Source organism: Bacillus sp. SM2101, from assembly GCF_018588585.1.
GTDB lineage: Bacteria > Bacillota > Bacilli > Bacillales > SM2101 > Nanhaiella > Nanhaiella sioensis.
In genome coordinates, this window is the sequence record NZ_JAEUFG010000014.1 from 64,760 (window position 1) to 78,761 (window position 14,002).

General features: G+C 32.4%; 10 protein-coding genes. 7 read left to right on the forward strand and 3 right to left on the reverse strand.

The annotated features are described in order from the left end of the window. Nucleotides 1-135: 135 nt before the first annotated feature. The gene (locus JM172_RS14800; RefSeq protein ID WP_214483142.1) at nt 136-558 is read left to right on the forward strand and encodes a hypothetical protein; all 423 of its coding nucleotides are present in this window, start codon (nt 136-138) and stop codon (nt 556-558) included. Between the two features lie 412 nt (nt 559-970). Here JM172_RS14800 and JM172_RS14805 read toward each other — a convergent pair whose 3' ends face one another. Beyond that, the gene (locus tag JM172_RS14805; RefSeq protein ID WP_214483143.1) at nt 971-1,609 is read right to left on the reverse strand and encodes a hypothetical protein; all 639 of its coding nucleotides are present in this window, start codon (nt 1,607-1,609) and stop codon (nt 971-973) included. Between the two features lie 1,720 nt (nt 1,610-3,329). Between JM172_RS14805 and JM172_RS14810 the strand changes: the two genes are divergently transcribed. Beyond that, the gene (locus JM172_RS14810) at nt 3,330-4,211 is read left to right on the forward strand and encodes an ABC transporter ATP-binding protein (protein ID WP_352223568.1); all 882 of its coding nucleotides are present in this window, start codon (nt 3,330-3,332) and stop codon (nt 4,209-4,211) included. Next, nucleotides 4,208-5,407, forward strand: coding sequence for an ABC transporter permease (locus tag JM172_RS14815; RefSeq protein WP_214483145.1), 1,200 nt, complete (start codon nt 4,208-4,210; stop codon nt 5,405-5,407). Before JM172_RS14810 ends, JM172_RS14815 begins: the two co-directional genes overlap by 4 nt. Nucleotides 5,408-6,132: 725 nt before the next feature. Here the strand turns inward: JM172_RS14815 and JM172_RS14820 are convergent. Then, nucleotides 6,133-6,606 (reverse strand): hypothetical protein, encoded by a 474-nt coding sequence (locus JM172_RS14820; RefSeq protein WP_214483146.1) that lies wholly within the window; start codon nt 6,604-6,606, stop codon nt 6,133-6,135. 699 nt (nt 6,607-7,305) lie between these two features. Between JM172_RS14820 and JM172_RS14825 the strand changes: the two genes are divergently transcribed. The 4 genes from JM172_RS14825 to JM172_RS14840 all read left to right on the forward strand — a co-directional run bounded on the left by JM172_RS14825 (nt 7,306) and on the right by JM172_RS14840 (nt 12,980). Continuing rightward, nucleotides 7,306-7,830, forward strand: a complete 525-nt coding sequence (locus JM172_RS14825) for a GNAT family N-acetyltransferase (protein ID WP_214483147.1) — start codon at nt 7,306-7,308, stop codon at nt 7,828-7,830. A 685-nt stretch (nt 7,831-8,515) separates the two neighbouring features. Further along, the gene (locus tag JM172_RS14830) at nt 8,516-10,600 is read left to right on the forward strand and encodes a CAP domain-containing protein (protein ID WP_214483148.1); all 2,085 of its coding nucleotides are present in this window, start codon (nt 8,516-8,518) and stop codon (nt 10,598-10,600) included. 884 nt (nt 10,601-11,484) lie between these two features. After that, nucleotides 11,485-12,294 carry an aminoglycoside phosphotransferase family protein gene (locus JM172_RS14835; RefSeq protein ID WP_214483149.1) on the forward strand — a complete coding sequence of 270 codons (810 nt, stop codon included), beginning with the start codon at nt 11,485-11,487 and terminating at the stop codon, nt 12,292-12,294. Between the two features lie 149 nt (nt 12,295-12,443). Further along, nucleotides 12,444-12,980 carry an ATP-binding protein gene (locus JM172_RS14840; RefSeq protein WP_214483150.1) on the forward strand — a complete coding sequence of 179 codons (537 nt, stop codon included), beginning with the start codon at nt 12,444-12,446 and terminating at the stop codon, nt 12,978-12,980. Between the two features lie 429 nt (nt 12,981-13,409). Here the strand turns inward: JM172_RS14840 and JM172_RS14845 are convergent, their stop codons facing one another. Beyond that, nucleotides 13,410-13,862 (reverse strand): GNAT family N-acetyltransferase, encoded by a 453-nt coding sequence (locus JM172_RS14845; protein ID WP_214483151.1) that lies wholly within the window; start codon nt 13,860-13,862, stop codon nt 13,410-13,412. Between the last annotated feature and the right edge of the window lie 140 nt (nt 13,863-14,002).

Genomic DNA, 14,002 nt, shown 5'->3' on the forward strand with positions numbered 1-14,002 from the left:
ACTCCTTTTGTAGTAAAAACCTTACGACAAGAGCCTCGGTATATATCCTGCACAGTTTTGATGTAAATTAAGGTGGAGTTTAGCAAGAAATATTTGAAACAACCTCACTAATTAAATTGTAATGGAGGGATGAGTATGTTACAAAAATTCTTAGTATCAGTTTTTTCAGCTATTGTAATAAGTCTAATTCTAGCAATCTATAGTTATACTCCACAATTAGAAAGGTTATCAAAATCAAGTTATGCTTCTTTTTCAGGTTTAGTGAGCCTTTACTTGATTTACATAACTCCTTTGTTTATTATTATTGGAGTTCCAGTATCTATCATTATTGAGAAAATTAATGAAATAAAATTAATTAGGTCTACAGCTGATAATTACTTTTATAATATTGGGCTATATACGTTGGCTGGTGGTATAGTTGGGAATATGCTCTTTTTATTTATTTCAGTTAATGACATGATTAACTATTTGCCATTGATTTTCTTCTGTCTTTTTTCATCAATTGTTTTTTATCACATCTCTTTGTTTATTCGTAAATTACTTAATCCAAAATACTAACTAGTAAGATAATTTTTTGATCTTCAAATACCTCCCCCTTAATTTCAATTCCAATTTAGCTTAATACATACCGAGATCTATACAGTCATAAAAACTAGCACAACGTATCTGTCTAGAACGGTTAAAAATGTTAACAAGCAAAATTATAGGAGCGGTAAGCCTTTCAATAAAATTTTCCGATTCCACATGATAGATATTTTTCAAAAAAAGAATCTGCAAAGCAATTTAACCCTTGTATTTAGTAATTGTAATGGGAAGTCGAGATAAAAGAATGATTTATTAGAATAAGATATAACTATAACTGTATACTGCTGTGTTTGTTAGTTGAATGACGTTAATAACAATATTTAATAATAAACCTCTTAAAAAGAGATCGAGAAAATAATAACTCGATCTCTAAGTGTACATTTAATTATTCGGAGTCATATTGAAACCCTAGTATTTGATACGTGAAGCTGAAGTTTTCTACAGCTCGAAGGTCATCAAATTCCATCATCCATGAGCCGTTACTTGTATGCTTCATGTGTTCATCATATTGTTGACCATTTATTGTATAGTGAATGATTACATAATCAGATATAAAACCTTGATTTAACCAAATCGCTCCAGCATTAGGGTTAGCTCTACTCCAACGAATATCCTCATATCCGTAATCAGTATAATCATCAGCAATAATTGACTCCATATTAGATAATGCCAATTCATTGCCTTCTTCATCTACTGCTGTCACATAATAGTATTTTGTTTCATTAGCATAAATGCCATTTGAGTCAGTGAAATCAGTTGCTGATGAAACTTCTGCTAGGAGTGTACCAGCATCACCAAGATTGAAATCCGAGTTAGTACTTGAGTAAATATTGTAGTGATCTATATCTAACGTATTACTTTCCCAGGTTAGTGCGATTTCTGATGGTTCTTCTTTTAAAGAGGTCGATAACTCAATATGATTTTCACGTATTGTTGATTCTGCGAAGGAGTGGTGTATTACAAGATTAGAAAAGAAAAGAATTACTGTTGCTAGAATACTTGTTTTCTTAATACTAGATTTCAACATAAGCCCTCCTAAAGTTTTTAACTACTACCGGTATTGTAGTTTACATATTTTAACTTAGATTATTTTGGAATAAATGTAAAATTACATAAAGTGGTATATTTTTTGGATGAAACGTTTACATTACTCATTTTCTCAGTTGTCCTATCATTATCTTAGAAATACATTTAATTGTAACTATAGAATGCATGATAAGGTTCAAATAAAGCATGCTAAAAACTCCATTGCTATATTTAAATCAAAGTATAAGGCGAGGTGATTTAAGTTAACGTACTTTAGTAGTATATGAAAGAGAGTCATAGTGGTCTAGATATATAAGCAATTTTCTTCAATGATAAATGTCCATTCAATTTGTCATTCGAAGAAATATTTATTATTTAAATAAATATATTTATATGTAGTGTTAAAATAGAGAGTATTCAATAGAATTTAGTATAATAATCTCTTAAAATCGCTTCTTATGCTGAAATCACAATAATCATTATTTTGGTACAATGATATCAGGAATTCAATTCCTAGAGTTGGATCTCATATACATCTCTTTTTGGAAAACGCTCTTGACGAACGGCGTTTTCCTTTTTTTTGATACAGAAGAATGAGGCCACTCCCTAAATCACCGCAAGCCAACATCATGCTTCATCTTATTTTAGTTTCATACATTTTAGCATCTGAATTGCTTAATTATTCTGTAGATATTAAAGCTTTCATAAGCAGGATGTCTTTTTTTATAACTATTTCTTCAAGACTGAGGTGGACAACGTATGAAAAAGGAGGAAGATGAAAGAAAAGATTAATAGTGCGCTAAAACTTGGATATTTAGCTCTACCTTATAACAGGGCAGGAAATTCAATTTACGCAATTAACTGAATATCTTTTGGAAAGAATTTAACAATATTTATCAATGACACTGTAAACTCATAATAAAATAAATATAACTAACAGAGGTAGAGAATAAACAAAAAACATGACAATGTTTAGTTACTAAATTAAAAATACAAAACTTGCGGGTTGCTACAGAATAACATTAGTATTATTAGTATTGGACCATTTTAATAGGTAAACCATGTACATAAAAACAAACAGTGTATAAAAGATCAAATATATAACACCTTGTAAACTACAACGTAATTTATTAATTATGTATGTTAGTTCAATATATATTTAAGGCTTAACTGATCAATTCAATCATGATTAGTCAAGCCTTTTTGTGATGGTGTACTTTATTAATTAGCTCCTATTTTCGCATTTCTTCACAGATGTATACGCCTCATCTCTCCATCAAAATAAGTCAATTTTCTCTAATTGCTTCAATCATCCTATACAACCAAATCTTTAAAACTAGTCACAGAGAAATCCTTTTTCCAAAGTGTGCAAGGAGAATACTATTGAATTAAGTTTTATTATCTTAAATGACTAAATTGTCATTTTAGAGTCACTGGAGAGTCATTTTAGAAAAGTATATTTAAGTTGTACCACAAATTAAGAGTGATTTTGCAAATGGACTGTAGATAGCAAATTGGATAACGAAAAGTGAAATAGTGGCTGAGGAGACTCAAGAAGGGGTGAGGAAAAAGGAGTCTAAAAATCATCAACCTTTTGATTTAATACGATATTGATTCTTGTCTGATGATAGGTATAAATTATGTATTAATTTACTCTAATTATTTTATATACTTGCTATTATTCTATTAAATTCTTTGTTTATCAAAAAATAAAAGGGGTGGTTTTCTTGAATTTAACAATTGAAAATGTGACGAAACAGTTTGGAGATAAGCTGGCAGTTAATGATGTTTCATTTGAATTAACTGCTGGTGTTTACGGATTTTTAGGTGCAAATGGTGCAGGTAAAACAACATTAATGCGCATGCTCGTGACACTGATCAAACCAACTGCTGGACGTATTTTATTTGATGGAAAAGATGTTGAGGTGTTAGGTGATGAGTATCGAGATGTACTCGGATATTTGCCCCAGTACATTGGATTATATAAAAACTTTTCCGCTGAAAAATATTTAATGTATATCTCAGCATTAAAAGGAATTAAACAACAAGCTGCTAAGAAAAAAATTGATGAATTGTTAGAGGTTGTTAACTTAACTGAACATAGGAAAAGAAAAATTGGGAAGTTTTCTGGAGGAATGAAGCAAAGACTTGGAATTGCTCAAGCATTATTAAACGATCCAAAGGTGTTAGTTGTTGATGAACCAACGGCAGGACTAGATCCGAAGGAACGGATAAGATTCCGAAATCTATTGTCTACTATTTCAAAAGATCGAATCGTTCTGTTATCAACACACATCGTCTCAGATATTGAGTTTATCGCAAAAGAAATAATAGTGTTTAAAGCTGGTCAGCTCATCCAAAAGGATAAGCCTGAAGAACTGCTGCAAAAAATAAGAGGATTTATTTGGACAGTTAATGTTTCAGAGGAAGAAGTACAAGCTTTTCAAGAAAATTATAAGGTTAGTAATATTATTCGTAATCAAAATGAAGTAGGTCTAAGAGTTATTTCTGAAAGCAAGCCTGATGAAAGAGCTTTTGAAGCATCACCTAACCTAGAAGATCTATATTTATACTATTTTGATGAGGAGGTTGCAAAATGAAGCAATTAGTCAAATTTGAGCTATATAAAATATTTAGACAAAAGGGTCTTTATGTCGGCATGTTACTAGTAGTTGCCCTTTTAACTATGAGTTCCTTAATGGTAGATAGACCTATCTCTTATCCAATGAGTAGTCATAATATAGTTGATGTAACGGGCGAAATTGAAGCAGTATCGAAAAAATGGGAGGGGAAGTTAACAGAAGGAAAATTAGAAGAAGCAAGAAATTTAGAACAATCTATATTTGAAAAATATGATAAGTTGCAAAAAGAGGCAGCAAACACATTTCCATATAAAGAAGTTGAAGTACCTGCTGAAGAGGCTGCAGAATACTTTATTCTAGACCAAATTAGATTAACTAATGATTTTGTCTATGATAGTCTTAACAGAATGGATGAGCTTGATAGTGACTTAGAATCATTAAATAAGGGTGGTGTGTCTTATAAAAATGCTTTGTTAGAAAAGCATATGTGGAATGAGCTAAAAATAAATACATTCGAGTATAATGAAGGGGCGAAGAATGCTATTTGGTTTTTAAAATCGTCAGCTCCTATTATTATTGGCATCTTAATGTTAATGGCCCTAGCTCCTATGTTTGTAAGTGAAAGCTCTTCAAGAATGGACCAGGTTGTATATAGCTCAAAATATGGGCGCAGAAAAGGTGTGACTGCGAAAATATTAGCTTCTATGATTTTTGTATTCATAATATTTGTGTTCTGGGTTACCTTTGGTATTTTAACTAATATATATGTATATGGAAGTAACGGTTGGGATTCACCTATACAGCTACTTGGACTTTGGGGAACAGATGGGTATGCTCTATCCCCTTATAACCTAACTGGTATAGAATATATTTTGGTACAGACGGTTATTATGTTACTAGTAGCGTTTGTATTTATGGCTGTATTACTAACAGTGTCTGCGCTATCAAAAAATGTATTGGTTTCATTTATTATAAGCGCAACAATCTTTTTATTACCAATAGTTCCATTAAATGGTGTTTTGTTTTGGTATTTACAACAGTATAGCTTCACAAACTTTATGAGCGCTCCAGAATTTACTAGTCCTTTTCATGCGATAAATCTATTTGGAGTACCAGTCTTAGAGCCATTTGTAAATTATCCATTAATTGTATTACTAGGTGTTATGTTTATAATGGTTCTATACAAAACAATTAAAAAGAAACAAGTCTCTTAATATGTTAAAAGAATGATTGAATTAATAACACTGAATTTACTTTAATGCTAATCACAATGAATAGAGCATAAAAAATAGGGTGAAATATACGAACTAACCCTATTAATTCGAGACAATGGAAAAATCCTACGCTACCTGTTCCTAATATATAACAAGGGTCAGGTAGTTTTATTTTCCTGAAGTCGAATTAAATTATGAAATTATTACAATTTTTATCCCTTTTTGAGTTACGCTCAAGGATGAGAGTATAAGCCCTTACAGTAGAGTGGAGGGATTCAATGCTGGTGTTGCTTAAGTAGTTGTCGTATAGAAAAAATGCATCAAATAATGCTATTTCTTGGCACAATGATGGATACTTTTTGGTTAATTGTCTAACACTGCAAGGACGCAAAGTATGAGTTGCTGTGCAATTAGATTTAGAAGATCCAGATTTAACAGTAATTAAGCAGGTACACTCACAAAACTGCATAGAAGCATATTTCTTGGAAACTGAAAACAATAATAAACATCATTATTATACGGAGGAATAGGACGCATAAATCAACAGGAACCAGATAGACTTTCACTACACTATAATTCTTATTCATCCGAGCTAAGATTAAAGTATCTTCAGTAGTAATCTTGAAAGAAATATTTACTATTGTTGCTTTATTTTAGCTACACCACTTGATTTTTTCCTTTAAAAGTAGATGTTACATAGCCTCTACCAATCTTCCAGGTCACTATTAATCTTTCTTGTCCCTAGCAATATCTAGTAGTATTTCAAATTTTCTTGTTTCGGAAATGTCTTCATCTAAGATTACATACCCTAAATGTATTTCTTGATCAAACCAGAAATACATTATTTCATGTTGGTTATGCTCTTCTTCTAGGTTATCGTTATGTCCTAAGTTTTTTATCGTTGATTCAGAAGGTAGACTGTTAATAAAATTAACTTCCTTTTCCTTCTTAATTAGAGATATAAGAGAATCAGTTTGCTTGTTTGTTAACTTAGTTTCATCAGTAATCCAAACAGCATCAAATTCTGATTTAATATCTTCTTCGTAAGTAATAAAGGTTGTAGAGTGTTGTCCTTCTCCACCATTAGTGGGAATTTCACCTATTATAGCAATAGTAATGACCTCTTTTGTAGAACTTAGCGTATTATTACATCCTACTGTTAATAGAGGAAAAACTAACATTAATAAAACTTTTTTCATAGGTTACCTCCATTTTCATCTTTATTATATACAAAAAAATCCATTTAAGAACTTAGTTTGATGCTATTGAAATATCCTATTTAATTATTGAAAGGAAGTATATCTCTTGACAATTTTCTTTCTCAATTATTGTGTAACAATGTGCATTTTGAACACTTCTTAGTTTTGCTAAAGATAAATTTTTTCAACTGAAACAGACTCCTCGAATTGAAGTTTTGGAGGTTTAGCGATTAAAAAAATTCAATATTTTCCAAATCTATTGGTATGTTCAGTTTCATAACATAAGGATTTAATACCATTTCACTATTCGCACTTGTTCTTTTTAAGGAAAGGCTCTTTTCGTAAACATTGTTGCTAATGTTACATTTTAGTACCAAAAAATGGCTTTATATTGTTGGTCATCGTTGTTTAGAAGAAAAGATGCCACGAACTTTAGTTGTACGGTGTATTTATTAATACGATAACAACAATTAATGCGAAAACAGCTTAAGGAAAAGATTTAGGTGTTTGGGAGGGAGAGTTATTTAAAGTTTAGCAACCTTTTTACTTTCTGTTCAGATTATGGAACAAGGAGGTATAATACGATATACCTATTTTACTAACAAAATATCTAAATTTTAAAAACGAAATTTTTGAACGCGTTGTTCTGGATTTGATATACTTAATTCTACAATAGTGTTGAAGAATAGAGGTGTGCTAGTGAAAACTTATTTCATCAAGTTAACTGAACCTAATAATAGCTTAGTAGAAGTGTTTAATCGGTGGGGAAACGATCCTACTTTGGTACCATTGACTCGCCCTAATCAAAACAAGTTCGAATTGGAAAGTCAGAGTAGTATAACTATTGAAAACATAATTCAACGGTTAGAACACGAACAAATCTATCTGATATATCAGGATGATCTGTTAATCGGCGAAATGAACTATATGGTCGACCCTGCCCACCTTTACAAAAAAGAGTCGGGTACTGCTTGGGTAGGGATTACAATTGGTGAGTCCGAAGGACGGGGTAAAGGGATTGGATATGAAGCGATAAAATTTTCAGAGGATAAAATTAGGGAGGAAGGTCTTAGGCGTATTGAATTAGGAGTATTTGAATTTAATAAACAGGCACTGAAATTGTATCAGAAACTGGGCTACAATGAAATCGGTCGTATTAAAGATTTTACATATTGGCAAGAAAAAATGTGGAATGATATCCGCATGGAGAAATGGATAAATTAATTTTAATGTATGGCTCTTTTCGTAAATATTGTTGCTATTGTTATCAATTTAATACCAAAAAAGTGTTTTTTTTATATTGGTAATCATCATTGTACAGTAGAAAAGTTGCCACGAACTCTAGTGGTTCGTGCTTAGCTCTTATTACGAAAAGCAACAATTAATGCGAAAACAGCCTAACTAATTCATCATCATGCTTCGGAAAAGACAGTACTATGCAATCAGACTTTCGAATATGCAAATAAAGATATTCTTGACGAATGTTTGTAAAATACAAAGTAGGTTATATGAAATGGCGCTTCTCGGCAACAAATTAGAAAAGCGTCTTTCTTTATACTTGAACTATATTATTGAAATTTTAGTAACTATAATGGATATTGGTGTACAAAAAATTAAACTGTTAAAAGATCTTAATTAGGATTCCCCCATGATAGATTTTCTTTCCGCTATTCTTCCTGCAGAGTGTTTTTGTCATTCTTCACTATCTCTTGGCATTTAATATGATGCAAATTTCCTAAGTGTAAACCGAAACTTTCTACCCGTTAAAAGAGCTCGATAAAAACCGATAGAAGTATTGTATTATTTTGTGACTGAGTTGTTGAGATTATTTACTCTTAGCTACTAACCTATCATATATTCTCTTAACTCAATAGTCATCATTAAAAAATATAGAAAAGGAGAAAATTAAATGTCTATCAATTCAAGATCTTATTATAAGTTCCTAGCGGGATCTATATCTGCTGCATTGGTAGCAACTGCAGTCGTCCCTGCAGATGCTAATGCTGAAAGTATTTTTCCTGATTTAAGCCCCAATGACCAATTTTATAATGAGATTACAAATCTTGTAGAAAAAGGTGTCATCAAAGGTTACGAAGACGGAACTTTTAAACCACATGTTGAATTAACTCGTGGTCAAGCAGCAAAATTATTCAAAAACATACTTAACTTAGAGGTGCCAGAAGAACTTGATTCTTTCGAAGATGTGTCCAGTTCAAATGACAAGGAATTGAAAGAAGCTGTTGCTGCAGTTAGATCAGTTGGAATATTTATCGGAAGCAATGGTAAATTTAATGCTGGGGATACATTAACTAGAGCACAAATGGCTACGATCCTTGTTCGAGCATTTGGTTTATCAACAAATGATGAAGTAGAAGTCACACTATCAGATCTTCAACAAATTAATGAATCTCATAGAGGTAATGTAGCAATCTTATTCCAAAATGGAGTAACAATTGGAAAGAGTGACGGCACTTACGATGGAAACGGTAGTGTTACCCGTTCGAACTTCGCAGGATTCTTATATCGTGCATTTAATCAAGAAGTTGGTCAAGTTGATGAAGAAGTCGATCCAACAAAAGAAGAAGGTCAATCTCATTCATATGTAGCAAGTGTAAGTGCGGATAACCTAAAAAAGATTGAAATTTCGTTCAATGAGGATATAAACATAGGATCCTTAACAAATTCAACTGTCAAAGTATTAAATGAGGCTAACAAAGAATTAAAGGTTGTGGAACTCACAGTTGTAGATGGTAACAAGGTAGCGGTCATACTTGAAACTGGAGAATTAGAATTTAGTGACGAAGTTACTGTTGTACTTGACGGTATAAAAACGGTTGATAACAACAATGTTGAATATGAACAAGAATTAACAGTCAGAGATGTTACCATTCCAGAGTTGTTAGATGTAAAAGTATTAAATGCTAAGCAAATTGAACTTTCTTTCAATGAGCCTGTTTCATTCTCACAATCTAACTACTCTGCATTATCGGAAATTACGATTGATGGCAAAAAAATAACCGCAAAAGCAACACCTAACCATGCAACAAACACAGTAATCTTAGAATTATCAGAAAGGTTAAATACCAAAGATTTTGAACTGAAAATATCAAACATTGAAGACTTTAACGATTATCAAATGTCTCCTCAAGATGTGAAAGTCGAAGTTGATGATGATATATTAATACCTGAAGAAAATGAAACCCAGAATTCAGGAGATGACGATAGTCAGAATCCAAGAGATGACGATACCCAGAATCCAGGAGACGACGATACAGAAGGTCCAGGAAATGGTGATACCCAGGATCCAGGAGATGATGATACCCAGGATCCAGGAGATGATGATACCCAGGATCCAGGAGATGATGATACCCAGGATCCAGGAGATGATGACACTCAGAATCCAGGAGATGATGATACCCAGGATCCAGGAGATGATGATACCCAGGGTCCAGGAGATAATGATACCCAGGATCCAGGAGATGATGATACCCAGGGCCCAGGAGATGATGACACTCAGAATCCAGGAGATGATGATACCCAGAATTCGGAAGACGATGGTACCCAGGATCCAGGAGATGACGATAGCGATGAGGTAAGAGCTGAATTTGTCAATGAAGTTGTGAATCTAGTTAATATAGAGCGAGAAGCTGAAGGACTAGATCCTCTCACATTATCTGATGAGGTGACTGATGTGGCGCAGGTTAAGGCTAAAGATATGCGCGATAATAATTATTTCGATCATGTCTCACCAACTTACGGTGAACCAGGTGATATGTTAATAAATTTCGGTGTTAATTATCGTATGTCAGGGGAAAATATTGCTGCAGGTCACACTACTCCAGAAGATGTAGTTGAAGGCTGGATGAATAGCGAGGGCCATAGAGAAAACATTTTACGTCCTGCATTTACCGAAATTGGAATTGGGTATATAGAAGGAAATGAAGATAATGAATACTCTACATATTGGGTGCAAATGTTTATTTTGCCTTTTTAATTAGAGATTTTAAATTAGGGATAGATTGAGCAAATCTTTTTTTGCTCAACTATTCTTTTTTTATGTCACACCTAATAGAAACAGGCAGTAAGCTCCTTGAATCGTCAGATAACCTTGCCAGGAAAGCAAGCAGATGCTTCTACCAGTCAAGGATTATTTATGGAAGATCTTTTAATCTCGTATGGGTTGATGCCTCACAAATCCCCCCTAATCGAGTTAGATAGTTCTTAACATTATGGAGCAAATATGAAATTAAGATATGCGTCTTTTTTTTATTGTTAAATTGAAAATGATTAGATCAATATCAACTTATGTGGTGTTAATTGAGGAAGGCTATAGTTTTAACTCATCGTGAAGAAGCTTTGTTCTAAAATGAAACAACTATTTTTGACTCAGTCTTAATAATTTGTACTGGGTTATAAGTATTTAAAAACTGGGAATTAAACGGTAGATTTTTCGTATAGAAATCAGAGTGTCTCATTAACAGTATTCCCATATCCCATAGATACATTTTTATTTCTACAAACTTATATAAGAAGGAAACTTTATATTTCATAGAGAATTAATTTTAGATGAAGTTCAATGTTGTGGAAGAATAGCTGTAATTAATAAACTAATGTGAATTTTATCGTTTAATTTGTCGTTCTTTACTAGGTCTGTAGCACAAAAATCGGTGTTTTAACAAGAGTACCTTAGCTTTTTAACTATATTTGTTTTCTTACTCTAATTTGTTATTTTATCAACAAAAGTGATAATATGTTGCAATATTTAACATAATACTAGTTAACCGATAACACCAAAATATTGGATTGTAACAATAATAGATCAACGAATATAAAAGTCAGTAATAAACAAATTTTAGAAATGATAATGGGGTAGAATGGATGATTAAAGGCAAACTAATTGGGCGTGGAAACACTGCTGATATATATTCTCTAGGAGACAACCAAGTTATAAAGCTGTTTAAGAATGATATTCCGCTTGAAATGATTGAACGAGAGTTTACAATGAATCGTATTATACAACCGACGAAGTTATCTATTCCAAAAGTATTTAAAATTATTCAAATCGACAATCTCTATGGCATTGTGTATGAATATATAGAGGGTCCTTCATTATTTGAACAAGTCTTATCCAATCCTTCAATGGATAAAGAAACTGCTCAAACTATTAGCGATCTACATGTTGATATACATAATACAACAATTTCAGAAGAAGCTCCCTCGCAAAAGTTGATATATGAGCGAAATATTCAACAATCAAACATATTGTCAAATATAATGAAAGAGCAAATAATAGATTATTTACACAAACTTCATGATGGAAATTTCCTTTGCCATGGTGACTTTCATCCTGGCAATGTCATCACTTCATCAAATGGACTAGTAATTATTGATTGGATGACTGCTATGAGAGGAAATCAGGCAGCCGATGTAGCTCGTACTATATTAATCCTTAAATTTGGCATTATACCAGACAGTATACCCGAAAGGATCAGAGAAAGTTTTAACAGAGTTCGTTGTACATTATTAGACGAATACACAAATCGTTATCTTCACAAGTCAAATATGACAATAGAGCAAATTGAACAGTGGTTTCTTCCAGTGGCAGCAGCGCGATTAGTAGAAAGGCTTCCTATGGAGGAGAAAAGTGCACTATTAAAATATATTAAAAACCTACTTAAAATATTGTGAATTTTGTTTGACTATAAATTTAGCTACTAAACGAGAAACTGAAAATGTTATCCCACAAACTAGCGCTTTTCTTGATCAAATATAGACGCTTATTTCACCTTAAATAAAGAGAAGTAGGTAAATTCACATAAAGGAATAGAGGATAAATCATGAAAAGAAAAATTCATATTTTGGGAGCTTCTGGGTCAGGAACTTCGACACTTGGTTCTTCATTATCAAAAGTTTTACCACATATACACCTTGATACAGATGATTACTTTTGGAAAACCAAATTCACAAAACAAAGGCAAGTTCCTGAAAGAAGAAGGATGCTTCAGAAAGATCTATTGCAAAATGAAAGCTGGATGCTATCAGGTGCTGTGTGTGGTTGGGGAGATATGTTTATAAACTATTTTGATCTCGTAATATTTATATGGATCCCGCAAGATATAAGGCTTGAAAGACTTAAGAAAAGAGAGTTTCAGAGATATGGAAATGAGATATTAGCTGGTGGGTGTAAATATGAACAATCTAAAACATTCTTAGAATGGGCTTCTTTATATGATAGTGCAGGACTAGAAGTTAGAAGCAAAACTTTACATGAACATTGGATGGCAGAATTATCTTGTCCAATATTAAAAATTGAGGGAGATTGTTCAGTCAATGAACGAGTTAATCTTGTATATGATTATCTAAAATCTAACTAAATTAAAAGATGCTTTTCTTCAATAGAAATATGAGTATTCCTCAACAATATTCCGCAATTATCTATTAAATCTAATTGTAAATAATTTTTTTGTGCATTTCTTAGAGTCAAAAAACAGTTCTTCCTACTTTATACAAATACATATAACCCCGACAAAAACCTTAGAGCGGGGTTATATAGGATTGAAATACTTTATTGTAGACGAAAAATGTATTCACTTATTAGGTTAAGGTACGTTACTTAAATGGTGATGCTCCTTAACTTGGGCTGTTTTCGCATTGATTACGATTATTGCTTTTCGTTCTAATATATCAACAAGTATAAACATAGCGTTCGTGGTATCTTTGCTACTTTTACAATTATTAAGGTTGCATAAAAATCTTATGTCCATTTTCATAAAAATAGCAACAAAGTTTTACGAAAAAAAGCATTAACTTTTGATATATTTTTTCATGTAAACACGGTTATCATCACGATTATACTCAGCCCATCCTAAATAAAGGTAGTAAGAAACATTCTCAGTCAATAATACATGTGTTGCTAACCGTATTTCCATATAGCCTCTGCTTTTTGCTTCTGATTCAGCGAATTCCAAGAGGCTTCGTCCTAAACCTTTTCCCTGAAAGTTAGGGTGTACCGCCACATTCGCTATAGTAGCATATTCATCTTCAAACATTAAAACCAAGCCACCAATTACCTCATTATTGGATTCAGCTACCCATACCGGAAATGCTGCTATCTCCTCTTCATAATCAACAACCATGGGTGGAAGTTTTTCTGTGAATCTATTCAAATACACTGAATAAGCTGCATCCATACAGCTTTTTAGACCTTTTGCATCGACAGCCTTAGCTTTTCTTATGATCCACTTACTTCTATTCATATTATTATCTCCTTACTGTAAATTGTTTGTGTTTTATCATAGACTAATAAAATGCTTTGAAGATGCATAATTGGTTTCTATTTATATACAAAAGCCTGACACTTTGATAGTGTTCCCTCTATCTTTTATTTATTTCCCTA

What these genes read in the sequence shown, in the direction of transcription:
- JM172_RS14800 (WP_214483142.1), top strand. Translation starts at nt 136, where the DNA reads ATGTTACAAAAATTCTTAGTATCAGTTTTTTCAGCTATTGTAATAAGT.
- JM172_RS14840 (WP_214483150.1), top strand. Translation starts at nt 12,444, where the DNA reads ATGAAAAGAAAAATTCATATTTTGGGAGCTTCTGGGTCAGGAACTTCG.
- JM172_RS14815 (WP_214483145.1), top strand. Translation starts at nt 4,208, where the DNA reads ATGAAGCAATTAGTCAAATTTGAGCTATATAAAATATTTAGACAAAAG.
- JM172_RS14835 (WP_214483149.1), top strand. Translation starts at nt 11,485, where the DNA reads ATGATTAAAGGCAAACTAATTGGGCGTGGAAACACTGCTGATATATAT.
- JM172_RS14845 (WP_214483151.1), bottom strand. Translation starts at nt 13,862, where the DNA reads ATGAATAGAAGTAAGTGGATCATAAGAAAAGCTAAGGCTGTCGATGCA.
- JM172_RS14820 (WP_214483146.1), bottom strand. Translation starts at nt 6,606, where the DNA reads ATGAAAAAAGTTTTATTAATGTTAGTTTTTCCTCTATTAACAGTAGGA.
- JM172_RS14830 (WP_214483148.1), top strand. Translation starts at nt 8,516, where the DNA reads ATGTCTATCAATTCAAGATCTTATTATAAGTTCCTAGCGGGATCTATA.